The organism is Gilliamella sp. B14384G12 (assembly GCF_016101825.1).
Taxonomy (GTDB): domain Bacteria; phylum Pseudomonadota; class Gammaproteobacteria; order Enterobacterales; family Orbaceae; genus Gilliamella; species Gilliamella apicola_N.
In genome coordinates this window covers 162,523-183,064 of record NZ_JACFPU010000005.1, presented here as the reverse complement: position 1 = coordinate 183,064, position 20,542 = coordinate 162,523, and the positions used below count along the sequence as shown (strand labels likewise).

Annotated in this window: 17 protein-coding genes; 15 read left to right on the top strand and 2 right to left on the bottom strand. The window is 34.5% G+C overall.

The features are described 5' to 3' along the window. The 13 genes from H3S73_RS07585 to H3S73_RS07525 form a co-directional block, all read left to right on the top strand. The coding region (locus H3S73_RS07585) for a hypothetical protein (protein WP_198248898.1) at positions 1–674 on the top strand (674 nt) is incomplete at its 5' end. Further along, positions 671–1,366: a hypothetical protein gene (locus H3S73_RS07580; RefSeq protein ID WP_198236937.1), complete on the top strand. Its 696-nt coding sequence runs from the start codon at positions 671–673 to the stop codon at positions 1,364–1,366. The genes H3S73_RS07585 and H3S73_RS07580, both read left to right, overlap by 4 nt. A gap of 187 nt (positions 1,367–1,553) precedes the next feature. After that, positions 1,554–5,735, top strand: a complete 4,182-nt coding sequence (locus H3S73_RS07575; RefSeq protein ID WP_370548795.1) for a toxin VasX — start codon at positions 1,554–1,556, stop codon at positions 5,733–5,735. Positions 5,736–5,753: 18 nt separating this feature from the next. Beyond that, positions 5,754–6,467 carry a hypothetical protein gene (locus tag H3S73_RS07570; protein WP_198236939.1) on the top strand — a complete coding sequence of 238 codons (714 nt, stop codon included), beginning with the start codon at positions 5,754–5,756 and terminating at the stop codon, positions 6,465–6,467. A gap of 160 nt (positions 6,468–6,627) precedes the next feature. Then, the gene (locus H3S73_RS07565; RefSeq protein ID WP_198236940.1) at positions 6,628–7,188 is read left to right on the top strand and encodes a hypothetical protein; all 561 of its coding nucleotides are present in this window, start codon (positions 6,628–6,630) and stop codon (positions 7,186–7,188) included. Between the two features lie 53 nt (positions 7,189–7,241). Further along, complete coding sequence (locus tag H3S73_RS07560) at positions 7,242–8,549, top strand: hypothetical protein (RefSeq protein ID WP_198236941.1); 1,308 nt, start codon at positions 7,242–7,244, stop codon at positions 8,547–8,549. Between the two features lie 174 nt (positions 8,550–8,723). Then, positions 8,724–9,281 carry a hypothetical protein gene (locus tag H3S73_RS07555; RefSeq protein ID WP_198236942.1) on the top strand — a complete coding sequence of 186 codons (558 nt, stop codon included), beginning with the start codon at positions 8,724–8,726 and terminating at the stop codon, positions 9,279–9,281. Positions 9,282–9,284: 3 nt separating this feature from the next. Further along, complete coding sequence (locus H3S73_RS07550) at positions 9,285–9,998, top strand: hypothetical protein (RefSeq protein ID WP_198236943.1); 714 nt, start codon at positions 9,285–9,287, stop codon at positions 9,996–9,998. A 3-nt stretch (positions 9,999–10,001) separates the two neighbouring features. Continuing rightward, complete coding sequence (locus H3S73_RS07545; protein ID WP_198236944.1) at positions 10,002–10,520, top strand: hypothetical protein; 519 nt, start codon at positions 10,002–10,004, stop codon at positions 10,518–10,520. A gap of 279 nt (positions 10,521–10,799) precedes the next feature. Further along, a complete protein-coding gene (locus H3S73_RS07540; RefSeq protein ID WP_198236201.1) occupies positions 10,800–11,501 on the top strand; it encodes a hypothetical protein in 702 nt (233 codons plus the stop codon). 104 nt (positions 11,502–11,605) lie between these two features. After that, positions 11,606–12,310, top strand: coding sequence for a hypothetical protein (locus tag H3S73_RS07535; RefSeq protein ID WP_198236202.1), 705 nt, complete (start codon positions 11,606–11,608; stop codon positions 12,308–12,310). Positions 12,311–12,701: 391 nt separating this feature from the next. Continuing rightward, the gene (locus H3S73_RS07530; protein ID WP_039128253.1) at positions 12,702–12,974 is read left to right on the top strand and encodes a PAAR domain-containing protein; all 273 of its coding nucleotides are present in this window, start codon (positions 12,702–12,704) and stop codon (positions 12,972–12,974) included. After that, positions 12,974–14,176, top strand: a complete 1,203-nt coding sequence (locus H3S73_RS07525; RefSeq protein WP_198236203.1) for a hypothetical protein — start codon at positions 12,974–12,976, stop codon at positions 14,174–14,176. Before H3S73_RS07530 ends, H3S73_RS07525 begins: the two co-directional genes overlap by 1 nt. A 92-nt stretch (positions 14,177–14,268) precedes the next feature. On the opposite strand, the gene lipA is transcribed toward H3S73_RS07525, so the two are convergent. Beyond that, entirely contained in the window at positions 14,269–15,228 is a 960-nt protein-coding gene (gene lipA, locus H3S73_RS07520) for a lipoyl synthase (protein ID WP_039128257.1), read from the bottom strand. An 18-nt stretch (positions 15,229–15,246) separates the two neighbouring features. Further along, the gene (gene lipB, locus H3S73_RS07515; RefSeq protein ID WP_039128260.1) at positions 15,247–15,864 is read right to left on the bottom strand and encodes a lipoyl(octanoyl) transferase LipB; all 618 of its coding nucleotides are present in this window, start codon (positions 15,862–15,864) and stop codon (positions 15,247–15,249) included. A 377-nt stretch (positions 15,865–16,241) separates the two neighbouring features. Between lipB and aceE the strand changes: the two genes are divergently transcribed. Next, on the top strand, positions 16,242–18,908 hold the full coding sequence (aceE, locus tag H3S73_RS07510) for a pyruvate dehydrogenase (acetyl-transferring), homodimeric type (protein WP_039128263.1): 2,667 nt from the start codon (positions 16,242–16,244) through the stop codon (positions 18,906–18,908). Positions 18,909–18,920: 12 nt separating this feature from the next. Then, positions 18,921–20,534, top strand: a complete 1,614-nt coding sequence (gene aceF, locus H3S73_RS07505; protein WP_198236204.1) for a pyruvate dehydrogenase complex dihydrolipoyllysine-residue acetyltransferase — start codon at positions 18,921–18,923, stop codon at positions 20,532–20,534. Positions 20,535–20,542 lie beyond the last annotated feature (8 nt).

Below are 20,542 nucleotides of genomic sequence, written 5' to 3'. Positions count from 1 at the left end.
ATAAAGGTAAGGCCTATTTATCAAGTTTTGATAGTATGGCAATGGCAATTAATGACTACATGGTGGCAAGAAGTGGAGTTTATGCTGTTATACACTTAGGTAATTCAACCTTTTATTCAGATAAAACACGAGCAAATAAAGATGTAATGGCGGCCACTTCCGGAATTGTGACGACATTCCCAATTTTTACGGCAGTTGACTCAGCGAGTAAAGAGGTTTATATATCACTTGGTTTGCCGAATTATGATTTGAATATAAGTGATTATGAAGGGATGCTTCGTTTTTATGACGCTAAAAGTAATGAAGTGGCTACGGTTAAATTAAGTAATGGTGAAAAATACCCAATACTGGACTTCGTTGATAATTCGCCAACGGATATTTTGGTCAAACGACCCGAGCCTTTAAAGCCAGTGACCCGAGAAAAAGATTTGAGAAAAAGTAAAGTTGGCCGAGTTGAATCCTATCAAGATGCCGCAGATGAAGAAGGTAAAAATTTAGGGTATTTTCAAATTTATTATAAAACGGGTGAATGTTATTTCCCTGTTAATAGTGAAATCTATATGCAAGTGCTATATTGGCCTAAAGGAAAAACGATCAAAAATGACCAAAATAAAAGTGTTGAAACTCATCCAATAGTGATACATGATACTGTAAAAAGCGAGATATTCTCATGAAATTAAATTTAATTAAAATAAGCCAATTAATAATTATGGTTTTAACTATTAGTACTTTATTGGGTTGCTATAACAAAGAAGAGTTTAAGCGAAGAATTAAAGATGGTTGGGACAAAGTGCATGCTAGTACTATACTAAAAGGCGACTTTTGCTACTATGTAGGTGACGTTAAATTCCCTTATACTGATGAGCCCATATTAGAAGATGATAGTAAACAGCGTAAGTGGAATAAAGAAAATCTTGCCAAAACATTGCCTTTATTTGCCGAGATTGGTTTATTGACTCGTGAGCCAGTAGAAGGACACCCCGAACTTTATCATTATGAAGTGACCGAATTAGGGGAAAAATACCGATATCAAGATATTGTTAGAAGAGGAAGCAAACCGAGATATGAAAATTCTTTTTGTTATGGTCAGATAGTGGTAGGGGACGTAACAGATGTCGAAAAAAATGAATATACACGTGCAAAGGGTTATAGTTACAATCAAACCAATTTTTATGTTACTTATAATTATCATGTAATTAATGTACCGGATTGGGTGTTAAATTCAGAAAATAAACTCAATGCTATATATGAACCAATAACAGTAAGTTTACCAGAAGAAACTTACCGAGATATCGTAACATTTTATGTAGGTAAGGGAGATAAATTATATCAAGATGGTATACGTTATAAATTGATTAAGCCTTAAGACTAATATCAAGTAAGTTATGAAAAATTAATCTCAATTATCAGCCATTGGTCAAGTATGAATGCAAAAACTAAAATAAATAAGAATGAATAATGGAAGAAACAATGGCCGGTAATTTAGAAAATACAGAACAAACAGAAACAATAAGCAAAGAAAAACAAAAAAAGCAGTAGATTTAGAAGATAGAATAATTTATGGTGAACTGGATAAAGGAAAGGATTCCCATTCACCTTTAGCCAATGGCAACTGTGGTGTATGTGAACGTAAAGGTTTTCCGATTTTTTTAGTCCGAAAAGCACCGGTTAGTGCAACTTTTATATCAGATCATAATATTGGTCTCGCTGAGAAAAAACTCTCTGAGGACAATCGTGAACCGGAAGTGGATTTAATTACTCATAAATATGTGTATCGAACCTTACGGGTAGGTTATGTTTATATTCTAGTCAAACATAAACAAAAAGGTTGGGAATTTATGGGATATGAAGTCACTCCATCAGGTGTATTTCGTCATAAAACCATTACCGATGTTAAAGAACGCAATGTTAAAGAAATTCCTACAGGCTGTACTAAAGACGGCAATAATCACCATATACCCGGTTCTTTTATTAATATAGATACCAGTGTGTATGAAGGCGAAGCCTATATAGCCTATACTCGCCGAGCTTGGTCACAAGGAAAAAACAGTACTATTGAAAAATACCTTAAATTGATGAACGAATCTTCCATTACCATCGATTTACCCTCTAAGAAAGAGCAAGATTCATCTGAATCGCAAGATGAAGCAGCTCAAGTCGTTGAACGCAATACAAAAACGATTGACTTAGATACTGCATTAAAACGCTTTACCAAAATAAATTTGAGTGAAGAGTCTCACAAAGATCCTGATAAGCTTACTGAAGGGGGTAAACGCAGTTTTAGATTTAGTTCGTTAGAATCTGCAAATTCATTATTAGAATTAGCCGTTGATCCAAAAATGATAGTGCATAATGATAATGAAAATAATGATGAGAACAATCAAAAAGAGTTAATCCAAGACGAAAACACCTTTATAACTGCCCATAAATTCAATTCACTACGCGACCGTAAAGGATACGGCGTAGAAAAAAGAAACGGCGTAGAATATGAATATGAGGCTGAATCTAGAAAATTGGAAGACCAGATTAAAAAATTTCAACAATCGGGCAAATATGTTGTACCGGTAGTTATTGTTGAAGATCCATTTGGTATTGCTGAAGAATTAAGTCTACAGCGTCAGTTAAAAATTGAACCGATAGCACAATCGGTTGTAAAAGCGGAAGAAATATATAATAAAAAAATAGATGAGCACTTTAGAAAATTATTTGAATCCAATAAACGGTTAGATGAAAAACTCAAGGAAAGTCTTGATGAAAATATAGAAAAATCAGAGGAAAAGACTTCTGACATAGAAGAATATAAGCCAGCTTATCATGCGGTAGTGAAAACTTCAGTTGCTAAAAGCAAGTATTTTAGTGAAGAGCGTCTTCACCTGCGTAAAACATTATCACTTATTAATGATTATCGAAACCAAATTGAATCGATAGAGATATCCCAAGCCAAAGATATGATTTATTATGATTATATTTCTATAGGGAAAGCAGGCCCTAGAGAGATAATAGAAGTCTGGCCAAATTCAAAAAAATATTTAAATGAAGGGCTTATCGAAATCCCCTTGAGTGAAGAAGAAAAGCGTAAACAACTGGAAAAAAAGCAAAAAGGACAAAATTCAGACCTTATTTATAAAGATGTTCGAGCGTTCCGATGTGATAATACTATTCTACAAGCTACTAAAGAAAAAATTGCGAAAGAACGAGCTAAATACGATAATTTACTTGATTTGGAAAAAGAAAGAAAGTTTCTTGAGGAAGATAAAGAGGATTACAATGCTATTTTGGAGTCAATATCAAATTTTTCACAAGATTATTTTTATTATTTAACATGGCTATTTGGATTTGAGGGTTGTTCAGAATATGCACCAAAATCAATCAATAAGTTTAATGATTGTGAATTTTGGCTGATTGAGTGTGATACCAATGCATCCAATAACCATGTTGGGTATCTAACCGATTTTTTAGCCTTAATTGATTTTGCTTATTTAGGGGGCATTAAGACCGAAGAACAAACAGCCGTATGGGATTCATTACTAAATAACAAAAATAGTCTGCTTTATCATATTATTGACGGTAAAAAAGGCAGTTTTTGGGAGCTTGTTTTACATAAACGTCTTAAAATTATGGAAGATGAACTGTCGACAATTTCTGAGTTCCAACCACAATTAATGCATGAAACCAATAATGAAGAAATTAAAAAACATCTGCAACAGCAGGAAGAAAATCAACTGAAAGCAGAGCAGGAGCGACAACAACAAACTAAAATCATTTTACAAGAACTTGAAGCTGAACAGCCCCAAAACCAATTGGATGGGAGTTTTTTCAGTGAAAAAGGTCAATTAATGTTAACGCTTTACTCCATGTTATTAACACGGGTATCTTCAGGAATAACTAATCGCCCTACTGAGAAAGCTGAAACACAAAAAGACAGTTTGATCAAACAAAATGCCAAAAAACTCATGATTGAAAGTGGCCTAATTGTTAATGGGGAATTAATATTATATTTACAGTTACAAAACATCCCGGCCCTTGAATTAAATTCAATACAGACTTATTTTGAGCCGTTATCCCACAGTGCCACTCCATTACCAACGTTTGATTATACGGTATCCGACAGTAGTCAACAAGCCAAAACTGACTGGGATGTTGTTGAACGTAGATTGAATTATATGGATGTGGCCAATAAAATAGCTGAAGTGGCGAATGCACCAAGAATCCTGGCTAGTGGTAGGACATTTTTCCGTGCAGTGTGCCGCTATTTTTTAGGCGATCCATCGGTAATGAGGTTTCCATTTAAAGATTTAAAAAAAATATTCATTCAAAGCTATAATAATATTAAAAAAATGAATGGAGAATCTATTTTAAATTCAGTTAAAAACGCAGGATTAAATCCTACCACAAGAGTGAATGCCATAAGTGTTGGTATTGCTAGCAGTCAGTTGTTAACCGCTGGATTACAAGCAGGTGTTACTTATATCCAATATCAGGAAAATTTAAAAAAATTAGAAGATAATTCGATTGGTGAAACAATACGCTATGAAATTAAGCGTGATGTACAGTTTGGTTTTTATAAAGTTGTGGCGGGATTCACAAATACCATAAATGAATTGCTTAAATTTGCTGATTTAACGCTGAGTCAAGCTGTCAGAACATTTATTACCAACCGAGCAAGTTTAAGCACGTTAGTTAATGGTATATTTAAAATCTCAGCTGGTGCTGTAGGTGTTATGGGCATAATTAGCAGTGTGATTTCCATTTCTGAAGGATGCTTCCTTTTTGCTAAAGGAATGCAAAAAAGAGGTGCTGTTGGTACAGCTTTGTGTATCGCAGGTGGTTTACAGGTTATATCGGGGATTGCTAACTTAGCACAATCGATATGCTTAATGTTATCCATATCTATGTTCAGCGGGCCTATTGGCGTTGCGATTTTTGTGTTCGCATTGGTGGCACAACTTGTCGTAGCGCTTATCCAAAAAATATTTAAAGATGAATCAGACGATTGGGATAAAATGCAAATCTGGTTTAATAACTGCTTGTTTGGCACCAAATCATCAGATAAAGGCATCGCTTATGCTGCGACCTTTGATAGTATGGCACTGGAAATTAATGACTTTATGGTAGCTTTGATTAATCTAGATGCAGTAATACAATTACAAGAAAAACCAATTTATTACTTAGAACAAATGCGAACATATAAGGATTCTAAAGATGCTTATGATCAAGTAGGTCAAAAAGAAAGAGCTATAGAAGTTGCAAAATATTGTAGGGAAATTTATATCTCATTTGTTTTACCCAACTACATACCTAAACAAAGTTATTTTGAAGCCATATTAAGGTTTTTTGATAGAAATAATAAAGAAACCGTTGCTTTAAAAATTACCAATGGTACCAAATTTCCAATCTTAGAGTTTGTCAACGATTCACCAGAAGATTTATTGATAAAACGGCAGATACCACTGGAACCTATTGTTAGAAAGAATGATTTAATTCCAAGTAAGGTGGGACAAATTGAGTCATATAAAAAAGCAACGGATTCAAAAAATAATGAATTGAATTATTTTCAAGTTTTTTATAAAGTGGGCGAATTTTGTTATCTAAGTATTGAAGAGATTTATTTACAATTAAATTATTGGCCAAAAGGTCAAACTTCGCAAAATAGTCAAAATAAAATTGTTGACAACCAACCATTGATGATTTATTACACTTATAAAAATCATCACTCCCCTGTGAACGGTTTTTAAGATATAGGAAAATATATAATGAAAAATAATGTCCAATTAACAATCCTACTACTTGTGTCCAGTCTTCTTTTTGGTTGTGATACCTATAATAAAGATGAGTTCAAAAAGTTAATTCAAAACTCTTATGATAGAGTACAAGCTAAAGCCAAAATCAAAGGAAATTTCTGTTATTATTTGGGTTCTGTAAAATTTCCTTATACCGACGAGCCAGTATTAGCAGATGATATTCAGTGGGCAATTTGGAATAAAGGAAAATTATCTAGATCATTACCCTTATTTGCAGAAATAGGCTTATTAACTCGTCAGCCGGTTGACGGTAAAGAGGGACTTTATCATTATGATTTAACAGATTTAGGTCGTGAATATCAATATGAAGATATTGATCGTCGAGATGTCGAACCAATTTACGATAACTCGTTTTGCTATGGCCCTATAAAAGTCATTAAAGTTACAGATGTGAGCGAAAAAACGTATGAAAGAGGTTTGAGAGGTTATAATGAAACACAAATATCAGTTGATATTGATTATCAAGTAGTAAACACTCCAGAATGGGTGATTAATAATCAAGATAAACTCAAAGCGTTGTATGGTGCTAGTTCTGTGCGCTTGCCAGATGTTACATATCCTCAAAGCTTACTGTATATACAAGGTAAAGATGGCAAATTATATGAAGAGTCATGGTTTTATCTCGTAATGAACCCTTCAGGAAAGTTATTAACTGATAAAGAATAAATGATGAAAAAAATTATCCAATTAACAACCGCAATATTTTTAACGAGTCTTCTTTTGGGGGTGTGATACCTATAATAAAGATGAGTTCAAAAAGTTAATTCAAAACACTTATGATAGAGTACAGGCTAATCTAAAAATTAAAGGGCATTTCTGTCTTTATTTGGGCTCTGTAAAATTTCCTTATACAGATATTCCTCCTTCCAAGGAGGATAGTCAATGGGAAGGTTGGAACAAAGAGGATTTAGCAAAAACCTTACCCTTATTTGCAGAAATAGGCTTATTAACTCGTCAGCCCGTTGACGGTAAAGAGGGACTTTATCATTATGATTTGACCGAGTTGGGGCAAGAATATTTATACTCTTCTTATAAAAAGTCAGGGAGTGGACGAACAATTTATGATAACTCGTTTTGCTATGGCCCGATAAAAGTCATTAAAGTTACAGATGTGAGCGAAAAAACGTATGAACGAGGTTTGAGCGGTTATAATGAAACACAAGTATCTGTTTATTTTGATTATCAAGTTGTTGATACGCCTGAATGGGTAATTAACAATCAAGATAAACTTAAAGCTGTGTATGATTCTAGTTCCGTGCAATTGCCAAATGTTACTTATCCCCACATGCTACTATACATAAAAGGTAAAGATGGCAAATTGTATAAAGATTCATCAGCCCATTTTCTTAAGAAACCTTATGGAAAGTTATTAACTGATAAAGAATAAATGATGAAAAAAATTAGCCAATTAACAACTGCAATATTTGTAACGAGTCTTTTTTGGCGTTGTTAACAGCTGGATTGCGAGCAGGTGTTACTTATATCCAATATCAGGAAAACTTAAAAAAATTAGAAGATAATTCGATTGGCGAAACAATACGCTATGAAATTAAGCGTGATGTACAGTTTGGTTTTTATAAAGTTGTGGCGGGATTCACAAATACCATAAATGAATTGCTTAAATTTGCTGATTTAACGCTGAGTCAAGCTGTCAGAACATTTATTACCAACCGAGCAAGTTTAAGCACGTTAGTTAATGGTATATTTAAAATCTCAGCTGGTGCTGTAGGTGTTATGGGCATAATTAGCAGTGTGATTTCCATTACTGAAGGATGCTTCCTTTTTGCTAAAGGAATGCAAAAAAGAGGTGCTGTTGGTACAGCTTTGTGTATCGCAGGTGGTTTACAGGTTATATCGGGGATTGCTAACTTAGCACAATCGATATGCTTAATGTTATCCATATCTATGTTCAGCGGGCCTATTGGCGTTGCGATTTTTGTGTTCGCATTGGTGGCACAACTTGTCGTAGCGCTTATCCAAAAAATATTTAAAGATGAATCAGACGATTGGGATAAAATGCAAATCTGGTTTAATAACTGCTTGTTTGGCACCAAATCATCAGATAAAGGCATCGCTTATGCTGCGACCTTTGATGGTATGGCACTGGAAATTAATGACTTTATGGCAGCTTTGATTAATCTACATGCAGTAATACAGTTAGAAAAACAGCCGATTTATTATTTAGAACAAATGCGAACATATAAGGATTCTAAAAAAGATTATGACCAAATAGGTCACCCAGAAAGGGCTGCAGATGTTGCACACTTGTGTCGGGAAATTTATATCTCATTTGTTTTACCCAACTACATACCTAAACAAAGTTATTTTGAAGCCATATTGAGGTTTTTTGATAGAAATAATAAAGAAACCGTTGCTTTAAAAATTACCAATGGTACCAAATTTCCAATCTTAGAGTTTGTCAACGATTCACCAGAAGATTTATTGATAAAACGGCAGATACCACTGGAACCTATTGTTAGAAAGAATGATTTAATTCCAAGTAAGGTGGGACAAATTGAGTCATATAAAAAAGCAACGGATTCAAAAAATAATGAATTGAATTATTTTCAAGTTTTTTATAAAGTGGGCGAATTTTGTTATATAAGTATTGAAGAGATTTATTTACAATTAAATTATTGGCCGAAAGGTCAAACGTCGCAAAATAGTCAAAATAAAATTGTTGACAACCAACCATTGATGATTTATTACACTTATAAAAATCATCACTCTCTTGTAAACGGTTTTTAAGATATAGGAAAATATATAATGAAAAATAATGTTCAATTAACAATCCTAATACTTGTGTCCAGTCTTCTTTTGGGTTGCGATACCTATAATAAAGATGAGTTCAAAAAATCAGCTCAAAATATGTATGATAGAGTTCAAACTAACCTCAAAATCAAAGGAAATTTCTGTTATTATTTGGGTTCTGTGAAATTCCCTTATACAGATATTCCTCTTTCAAACGAAGATTCTAAATGGGAACGTTCGAATAAAGAGGATTTAGCAAAAACCTTACCTTTATTTGCAGAAATAGGCTTATTAACTCGTCATCCCGTTGAAAGTAAGGAGGGACTTTATCATTATGATTTAACAGATTTAGGTCGTGAATATCAATATGAACATATTGATCGTCAAGATGTCGAACCAATTTACGATAACTCATTTTGCTATGGTCCGATAAAAGTCATTAAAGTCAGAGATGTGAGCGAAGAAACTTATGAAAGAGGTTTGAGCGGTTATAATGAAACGCAAATTACAGTAAAAATCAATTATCAAGTAGTAAACACCCCAGAATGGGTGATTAATAATCAAGATAAACTCAAAGCGTTATATCGTACTAGTTCTGTGCGCTTGCCAGATGTTACATACCCTGAAAGCTTATTGTATATAAAAGGTAAAGATGGAAAACTATATAATAAATATTCCTCTTATTTTCTTATGCAACCTTATGGAAAGTTGTTAACTGATAAAGAATAAATGATGAAAAAAATTATTCAATTAACAATCCTAATACTTGTGTCCAGTCTTCTTTTTGGTTGCGATACCTATGATAAAGAGGAGTTCAAAAAATCAGCTCAAAATATGTATGATGGAGTTCAAACTGACCTCAAAATCAAAGGAAATTTCTGTTTTTATTTGGGTTCTGTGAAATTTCCTTATACCGACGAGCCAGTATTAGCAGATGATATTCAGTGGGCAATTTGGAATAAAACTAAATTAGCTAAAACTTTACCATTATTTGCAGAAATAGGCTTATTGACTCGTCAACCCGTTGACGGTAAAGAGGGACTTTATCATTATGATTTAACAGATTTAGGACGTGAATATCAATATGAAGATATTGATCGTCGAGATGTCGAACCAATTTACGATAACTCATTTTGCTATGGTCCGATAAAAGTCATTAAAGTTACAGATGTGAGCGAAAAAACGTATGAACGAGGTTTGAGCGGTTATAATGAAACGCAAATTACAGTAAAAATCAATTATCAAGTAGTAAACACCCCAGAATGGGTAATTAATAATCAAGATAAACTTAAAGCTGTGTATGATTCTAGTTCTGTGCGCTTGCCAGATGTTACATACCCTCAAAGCTTATTGTATATAAAAGGTAAAGATGGAAAACTATATAATAAATCTTCCTCTTATTTTCTTATGCAACCTTCTGGAAAGTTATTAACTGATAAAGAATAAATGATGAAAAAAATTATTCAATTAACAATCGCAATATTTGTAACCAGTCTTCTTTTTGGTTGTGATAACTATAATAAAGAAGAGTTTAAGCAAAGAATTAAAGACGGTTTTGATAAAATTCACGCTAGCACCAAATTTAAAGGTGATTTTTGCTACTATGTAGGTGACGTGAAATTTCCTTATACTGACGAGCCAGTATTAGAAGATGATAGTAAACAGCGTAAGTGGAATAAAGAAGATCTTGCCAAAACATTACCTTTATTTGCCGAGATTGGCTTATTAACTCGTGAGCCAGTAGAAGGACACCCCGAGCTTTATCATTATGAAGTGACCGAATTAGGGGAAAAATACCGATATCAATATATTAATAGAAGTGGAAGCCGAACGAGATATGAAAATTCTTTTTGTTATGGTCAGATAGTGGTAGGGGACGTAACAGATGTCGAAAAAAAGAATATACGCGTGCTCAGGGTTATAGTTACAATAAAACCAATTTTTATGTTACTTATAATTATCATGTAATTAATGTACCGGATTGGGTATTAAATTCAGAAAATAAACTCAATGCTATATATGAACCAATAACAGTAAGGTTACCAGAAAAAACTTACCGAGATGTCGTAACATTTTATGTAGGTAAGGGAGATAAATTATATCAAGATGGTATACGTTATAAATTGATTAAGCCTTAAGACTAATATCAAGTAAGTTATGAGGAATTAATCTCAATTATCAGCCATTGGTCATGTATGAATGCAAAAACTATATGGCTGATTTTTTTTAGGAAGGCAACAAGAATCAATGAAATTAAATTTAATTAAAATAAGCCAATTAATAGTTATGGTTGTAACTATTAGCACTTTATTGGGTTGCTATAACAAAGAAGAGTTTAAGCAAAGAATTAAAGATGGTTGGGACAAAGTGCATGCTAGCACTAAACTAAAAGGTGATTTTTGCTACTATGTAGGGGACGTAAAATTCCCTTATACCGACGAGCCAGTATTAGAAGATGATAGTAAATGGCAAAAATGGAATAAAGAAAAATTAATAAAAACGTTACCATTGTTCGCAGAGATTGGTTTATTGACTCGTGAGCCGGTAGAAGGACACCCCGAACTTTATCATTATGAAGTGACCGAATTAGGAGAAAAATACCGATATCAAGATATTGATAGAAGCGGAAGTGACCCGATATATGAAAATTCTTTTTGCTATGGTCAGATAGTGGTAGAGAGTGTAACAGATGTCGAAAAAAATGAATATACGCGTGCAAAGGGTTATAGTTACAATCAAACCAATTTTTATGTTACTTATAATTATCATGTAATTAATGTACCGGATTGGGTATTAAATTCGGAAAATAAACTCAATGCTATATATGAACCAATAACAGTAAGTTTACCAGAAGAAACTTACCGAGATGTCGTAACATTTTATGTAGGTAAAGGAGATAAATTATATGAAGATAGTATACATTATAAATTGATTAAGTCTGATCACTAATAGCGATTAAATTATGAAAAATTAATCTCAATTATCAGCCACTAGTCATGTATGAATGCAAAAATTATATAAATACCTTTTTCTTGAAGGAGTAATGAGTACTAATGAAAGTTAACTTAATTAATGTTCACCAATTAATAATCCTAACTCTAGTTATTAACACTTTGTCAGGTTGTTACAATAAAAAGGAATTTAAACGCGTTATACAAGATGGTTTTGACAGTGCTCGCAAAAAAGCCAATGTTAAAGGGGATTTTTGCTTTTATTTGGGATCTGTAAAATTCCCTTATACAGACATTTCTCCCTCAAAGGAAGATACTAAATGGATGGGTTGGAATAAAGAAGATTTAGCAAATACTTTACCTTTATTTGCAGAAATAGGCTTATTAACTCGACAACCCGTTAAAACTAAACAAAGCCTTTTTCACTATGATTTAACCGAGTTGGGACAAAAATATCTATATTCTTTTTTTAACAAAACACTAAATGGAGACACAATTTACAATAATGCCTTTTGTTATGGACCGATAAAAGTCATTGAAGTCACAGATGTGAACGAAAAAATGAATAAACTCGGAAAGAATAGTAATAACGAGACACAATTTGAAGTAACAATCAATTATCAAGTAATTAACACTCCGGAATGGGTAATTAACAATCAAGATAAACTTAAAGCGTTATATGGTTCTACTTCCGTACGCTTGCCAGATATTATATACACTCAAACGCTACCTTATATGAAAGGAAAAAATGGTGATATATATCAAGAATCGTCATCTTATCGAGTTTTGCAACCCTCTGGAAAATAATTAACGGATAAACAATAAAAAATTATCCAATTAATAACCGTAATATTTAGCTAAATCTCCTTTTTAGTCGCAATAACTATAACCAAAAAGCACCAAATTAACATTTCTTTATATTGATAAGTTAGTATTAAAATATAATAATTAAAATCAGTGAGTTGATAGAACCAAAATGGTGATAAATAAATAGTAGAAGTTAAATGGATTTTATATACAAATATAAGTAAAATTACCTGAAATATTTATCTAACTTCAATGATGTTCATAAAATTAAATGTAACGAAACATATTATAGTGGTGATTTGTTAGGTTATAATTGAAGATAAATAATACGATGTTAAATAATGTACTATTATAAAATTTTGATGAAAGAAAGTATAAACAAGGATTTGAAATGAGTAAGTATCGAGGCGTCATTCGATTAGGGGATGATACAGATCATGGTGGTAAAGTCATTACTGGATCAACAACGATAAAAGTATGTGGAAAACCAATTGCACGTGTTGGCGATCTTGTCAGTTGTCCAATACATAAACATGGAGTAAACCCAATTGTTGAAGGTGAAGCAACAATGAAAGATCAGGGCAAAAAAATCGCCTTAGATGGACATCATGCTGCCTGTGGTTGTGCCTTAATCTCTTCACTGCCTGAAGTAGGAAAAAGCTGATGGCTATTGATTTTGAATCCTTACCCAAACCATTGCCCAAAAAAGGAAAAATCAAACTATGGCGTTGGCTTGCACTGCTTATAATATTTTTCCTTATCGGGTTTATCGCTACACTCAGTTATGGTTACTTTTTTGGTATATCTGATTTTTGGTTTATCTGTTGCTCAGGTATAACACCATTTTTATTATGGTCTTTTTGTTTTGTATATAAAATATATATACGATTTTATAATAATATTTATATTGAAGAATGGAATTATAATTGTGAAAGGGAGCATCAACACCTGATTGAGTTTGCAAAAAGAGGATTATATGTTGTTAGCCATTCTCTTGAAACCAGTCATGGTAAATATGGAAATGGTGTAGGCGTTGCCGAAAGTAAACTCTCCTTAAGTACAAAACCAGTTGGTAATAATGGTCTATTTTTTAAATATGGTTCCTTAACCGTTCCTGAAAATATCTATCCTAGTGATATTCCCAAAAGGATTGAATTGTTATTTAATAACTGGTTACCTGATTATCAACTGATCCTTAATCAATTATCATCACAACTTAAATTACATGTGCGTATATTTATTGATACGCAAATAACAACTGATGAGTTAGAAAGGATATGGCTTAAAACATTTGGTAAATTTGTTAAACCAACCAGTTTTGAAATCAACGATTCGGCAACAAGCACCACATTTATAGAATCATGGTTAGATAATAGCGATTATGATAGTGATTTATTGTTGGTGATAAATGCCCACCTTTTTCAATCACCAACCGAAAATGAAGGTGAATTTGCTTCAGTTATTCTTTTTGCAGGAGAAGAAGCAATAGAAGATCCATTATTATCCGATTTTAAAGCTCGAACCGTGAAAGTTCATCGCAGTGAACAAACTTCAACATTAACGGAAACTCTTGATAAAGCACTATTGTGGGGAGAAGATAATCAAAGTGATTATGATGGTATTTGGACAAGCCAAGTATCAGAAGAACAGAATAAATCGATTATGACGCATCTGACTGATATTCAATTTAAATTAAATAATTTTTTTGATGTCGATTTTTCTATAGGTTCAGTTAGAAACTGTGCCTATTGGTTATCTTTAACATTAGCGGTTGAAAATAGTCAAGAAAACAAAAAAAAGCAGCTTGTTTTAATCGGTAAACCCAATGTGACTGCTTTTGTTGTTGCTTTTCCAAATCAGATATAATTTTAAAGGATAAGTGATGATATTTATGAAATGGTATCAACGCTTATCTTATCATTGTTCATTAGCAACCTTTATAAGGTAACTGTTTTTATTTACTTCACCTCTTTTCCCATCGCTTGTAAATCAGCATGGTAAGAGGATCGAACAAATGGTCCGCAGGCCGCATGAGTAAATCCCATACCTAAGGCAATTTGCTTGAGTTCGTCAAATTCTTCGGGTGAAACATAACGTTCGACGGGTAAGTGATACTTACTTGGTTGTAAATATTGACCCAGTGTTAACATGGTTACGCCGTGAGTTCGTAAATCTTTTAGAACCTGAATTAACTCTTCATTGGTTTCACCAAGTCCAACCATTAAACCGGACTTTGTCGGAATATCTGGGTGTTTTTCTTTAAATGCCGATAATAATTTAAGTGAACCTACATAATTGGCTCCAGGGCGTATCTTTTTATATAACCGCGGAATATTCTCTAAATTGTGGTTAAATACATCAGGTGGATTATCACTTAATACTTCGACAGCCTTATCGATACAACCACGAAAATCAGGTGTAAGCGTTTCAACTTTAATATTTGGACTTAATGCGCGAATTTCGCGAGTACAGTCTGCAAAATGGCTAGCTCCACCATCTTTTAAATCATCACGATCGACCGAAGTTATTACCACATAACGTAATTTCATCTCTTGAATGGTTTGAGCGAGTTTAACCGGTTCTTCGCGGTCTGGAGGTAATGGTCGTCCGTGCGCAACATCACAAAATGGACATCGTCGTGTACAGATATCTCCTAAGATCATAAAAGTGGCGGTACCATGATTAAAACATTCGGCTAAGTTAGGGCAAGACGCTTCTTCACATACGGAATGCAATCCATGTTTACGCATCGTACTTTTAATATGCGCAATATTGGTGGAATGAACTGGTATTTTGATTTTCATCCAATCGGGTTTTTTTAAAGGCGCAGCATCTTCTAACGTAACGGTTGGAATGAGTCGTGTTTTATCCGCATCTCGATATTTTGAACTTCTGACTATGGTTTCATTATTTTGCATAATAGATATCTTATTAGATTAGTTTGTTAACAGATTAATAAAATTGTTGGTCAACAATTGTTTTAATTCAGAACGGTTAATTTGTGGGACAAATTCTTTTAATTGAGTCATCTGCAATCCAGCGTAACCACAAGGATTAATGTTTTTAAATGGTGCCAGATCCATATCGATATTTAATGCAAGCCCATGCAGTGTACATCCTCGTTTGATATGTAATCCTAAAGAGCAAATCTTTTTGTGATCAATATATACACCAGGAGCTTCTGCTTTAGCATAAGACATAATATCATAATGTGCCAAAGTTTGAATGACGCATTTTTCTAAACAGCTAACAATATCACGAATACCTATTTTACGACGTTTTAAATCAAATAAGATATACATGATTTGCTGACCGGGTGCATGATAGGTAATTTGTCCACCACGATCGGTTGCGACAATTGGAATGTCTGTTTGATGTAATAAATGTTCTGGTTTGCCAACTCTGCCTTGCGTAAAAACAGGATAGTGCTCAACTAGCCATATTTCATCAGGCGTTTGTTCATTGCGATTGAGCGTAAAATCATGCATAGCTTGATAGGTTTGCATGTAAGGTTGAGTATGTAACTCTCTAATTATAATATTGTTTGTGATCATATTATTTTTTGCTCTATGCAAATTTAATTTTTAGTAAAGTTCTTTCTATATATCAGATTTTACTATAGCTTGACAACACATAGGTAAACACGGTATAACCGATGTTAGTAGTTCTAGCAATTCAATGTTTCTTAAATTTGATTTATATCAAATAATTATCTTTTTCTTTACATAACAATTGAAATAGTTGATTAATTTAATAGGAATTAACATTCTTTTCTAACCAGTTGTCTGCTTTACTTTTTTTTGGAAAATGGCAGACTTATATCCATAAAGCTCCATAATGCAGAGTTGAAGCTTACAAAGTTAGTTATAGTTTTAGCTGTAGCTAAGGATGGCAAATACTGCATTTTTATAAACAAAAAAGAGGTTTTTATATGTCGGACATGCAAATGAATGATATCGATCCTGTTGAAACGCAAGATTGGCTCAAAAGTCTTGATTCAATCATTCGTGAAGAAGGAATTGAACGTGCGCAGTATATTATTGAACAATTAGTCAATAAGGCAAAAGAAGGAGGAGTTCCTTTACTTTTTGGTTCTTCAACCAGTAATTATATTAATACCATTCCGGTAGAAGAACAGCCAGCGTATCCAGGCGATTGGGAAATAGAAAGACGGATTCGTTCAATTGTGCGTTGGAATGCAATTATGATGGTGTTAAGAGCATCTAAAAAGGATTTAGAGCTTGGTGGACATATGGCATCATTCCAATCAGCAGCAACTTTTTACGAAGTCTGTTTTAACCACTTTTTCAGAGCTAGAAATGACAAAGACGGTGGTGATTTAGTTTATTTCCAAGGTCATATTTCCCCAGGTATCTATTCAAGAGCATTTATTGAAGGCCGACTCACTGAAGAACAACTCGATAATTTCCGCCAAGAAGTTCACGGTAAAGGACTTCCATCATATCCGCACCCTAAATTACTCCCTGAATTTTGGCAATTCCCAACCGTTTCAATGGGATTGGGACCGGTAAGTGCTATTTATCAAGCTCGATTCTTAAAATATTTAAATCATCGTGGTCTAAAAGACACCACAGAACAAACTGTTTATGCTTTCTTAGGTGATGGTGAAATGGATGAGCCAGAATCTAAAGGTGCAATTACGGTAGCTACTCGTGAAAAACTGGATAACTTAGTATTCGTCATCAATTGTAACTTACAACGTTTAGATGGTCCAGTTACCGGTAATGGTAAAATCATCAATGAACTAGAAGGTGTTTTTGCTGGTGCAGGTTGGAATGTTATCAAAGTTATTTGGGGTGACCGTTGGGATAAACTCCTACAAAAAGATAAATCTGGCAAATTAGTAAGATTAATGAATGAAACGCTTGATGGTGATTATCAAACCTTTAAATCAAAAGATGGTGCTTATGTACGTGAGCATTTCTTTGGTAAATATCCTGAAACAGCAGAATTAGTAAAAGATATGTCGGATGAAGAAATCTTCAGACTTAATCGTGGTGGTCAAGACCCATCTAAAATGTTTGCAGCCTTTATGCGTGCTAAAGAGACCAAAGACCGACCAACAGTTATTTTAGCGCATACTATCAAAGGTTATGGTATGGGTGAAGCAGCGGAAGCGAAAAATATTGCTCACCAAGTGAAAAAAATGAATATGGATGGTGTGCGTCATGTGCGTGACTTCTTTAATATTCCTGTTACGGATGATGCTTTAGAAAAATTACCATACATTAAATTTGAAGAGCACACACCTGAATATAAATACATTCATGAACGCCGTAACGCTTTAAATGGTTATGTACCATCAAGATTAACTCATTTTTCAGGAACGGTCTCAATTCCTCCTTTAAGTGAATTTGCTCCACTACTTGAAGCACAAACTAAAGAAATTTCAACAACTATTGCTTTTGTACGAGCGCTTAATATCATGTTGAAAGACAAAGATCTTGCGCCACGTCTAGTACCGATTCTAGCAGATGAAGCTCGTACTTTTGGTATGGAAGGACTATTCCGTCAAATCGGTATTTATAATCCGCATGGTCAACAATATACCCCGCAAGATAGAGAACAAGTGGCTTATTATCGTGAAGATGAAAAAGGGCAAATCCTACAAGAGGGGATCAATGAATGTGGTGCAACAGCATCATGGATTGCTGCGGCAACATCGTACAGCACTAATGATTACCCAATGATTCCATTTTACATCTATTACTCAATGTTTGGTTTCCAACGTATTGGTGATTTGATGTGGGCAGCGGGTGATCAGCAAGCGCGAGGCTTTATGATTGGTGGTACTTCAGGCCGAACAACCTTAAATGGTGAAGGGTTACAACATCAAGATGGTCACAGTCATATTCAAGCTTTAACGATTCCAAACTGCGTATCTTACGATCCTGCTTATGCTTATGAAGTTGCCGTTATTATGCAAGATGGTTTACGTCGTATGTATGGCGATCAAGAAAACGTCTACTACTATATTACGACACTAAATGAAAACTATGCTCAACCTGCAATGCCTGAAGGTGTGGAAGAGGGGATCCGTCGTGGTATCTATAAACTTGACACTGTTCAAGGTCAAAACGGTAAACCAACCGTTCAGCTATTAGGTTCTGGTTCAATTTTACGTCATGTACGTGATGCGGCGGATATTTTAGCTAAAGAGTATGGTGTTGGTTCTGATATCTATAGTGTCACTTCATTTACTGAACTTGCTCGTGATGGTCAAGATTGTGAACGTTACAACATGTTACATCCAAGCGAAACACCGAAAGTGCCTTACGTGGCGCAAGTAATGAATAATAATCCAGCTGTTGTTTCAACTGACTATATGAAACTGTTTGCCGAACAAATACGCGGCTTTGTACCAGCGGAAAATTATCGTGTATTAGGAACGGATGGTTTCGGACGCAGTGATAGCCGTGAAAATTTACGTCATCACTTTGAAGTCGATGCTTCTTATGTTGTCATTGCAGCATTAGGTGAGCTTGCTAAACGCGGTGACATTGAAGCAAGTGTCGTTGAAGAAGCGATCAAAAAGTTCGAGATCAATGCTGATAAACTCAACCCACGTATTGCATAAGAGGTAAAAAGAATGAGTATTGAAATTAAATTGCCTGATATTGGTAATGATGAAGTTGAAGTTACCGAAATTTTAGTAAAAGTGGGTGATAAGGTCGCTGTTGATGATAACATCATGACGGTAGAAGGTGATAAAGCTTCAATGGAAATTCCTGCTCCACAAGCAGGGATTGTAAAATCAATCATTGTTAAAGTTGGTGATAAAGTTAAAACTGGTGTAGACATTATGGTATTTGATGAAGAGGGTGGCGCAACTGCTCCAGCGCCACAATCAGCATCACAACCAACAGCAGCAAAAGTTGAAGTCACACCGACTACTTCTTCTGTGAGTCAAACTGTTGATGTTAATGTTCCAGATATTGGTGGTGACGAGGTTGAAGTTACCGAAATTTCAGTCAAGGTAGGTGATACTGTTGCGATTGATGACAATATTATAACGGTTGAGGGTGATAAAGCCTCAATGGAAATTCCTGCACCAGTTGCCGGTGTAGTTAAAAATATTATCATTAAAGTTGGTGATAAAGTTAAAACTGGTTCCAAAATTATGGAATTTGAAACGACTACAGCAGCATCTACGGCTAATAGTGCAGCGACAGATCCTGCTCCAGCTTCAACACCAACTGCATCAGCACCCACCCCTGCGGTTGCTGCAACGCCTACTGCATCTGCAACGGTACCAGTCACTTCAGGTAATGATTTTGTTGAAAACGATGCCTATGCACATGCCACACCGTCAGTACGTCGCTTAGCGCGTGAATTTGGTGTTAATTTGGCTAAAGTCACGCCAACAGGACCAAAACATCGTATTTTACGTGAAGATATTCAAGCGTATGTTAAAAATGCGGTTAAACAAGTTGAGAGTGGCGCTGCGGGTGGTGCTCTACCTGGCTTATTACCTTGGCCAAAAGTTGATTTTAGTAAGTTTGGTGAAATAGAAAGCTTACCATTAACTAAAATTCAAAAAGTATCAGGTGCTAATTTACATCGTAACTGGGTAATGATCCCTCATGTTACTGAGTTTGATGAATCAGATATTACTGATCTTGAAGCATTCCGCAAACAACAAAATGCCGAAGCTGAGAAGAAAAAACTCGACCTTAAGATCACACCACTGGTCTTTATAATGAAAGCGGTAGCCAGCGCGTTAAAAGCTTATCCACGTTTTAACAGTTCATTATCTGAAGATGCGCAAACTCTAATTATCAAAAAATACATTAATATTGGTGTAGCGGTTGATACACCAAACGGACTTGTCGTACCTGTATTTAAAGATGTTGATAAAAAGGGTATTGTTGATCTTTCTCGTGAACTTGCGGAAATCTCTAAAAAAGCACGGGATGGTAAATTAACGGGTAGCGATATGCAAGGTGGTTGCTTCACTATTTCCAGCTTAGGGGGAATTGGTACAACTTCATTCACGCCAATTGTGAACGCTCCGGAAGTGGGTATTTTAGGTGTTTCTCGTTCTAGCATGAAACCTATTTGGAACGGTAAAGAATTTACACCTCGCTTAATGTTGCCATTATCTTTATCTTTCGATCACCGTGTGATCGACGGAGCAGATGGTGCACGCTTCCTAAGTCATATTGTTAACGTTTTATCCGACTTACGTCGTTTAGTGATGTAGTGGGGGAA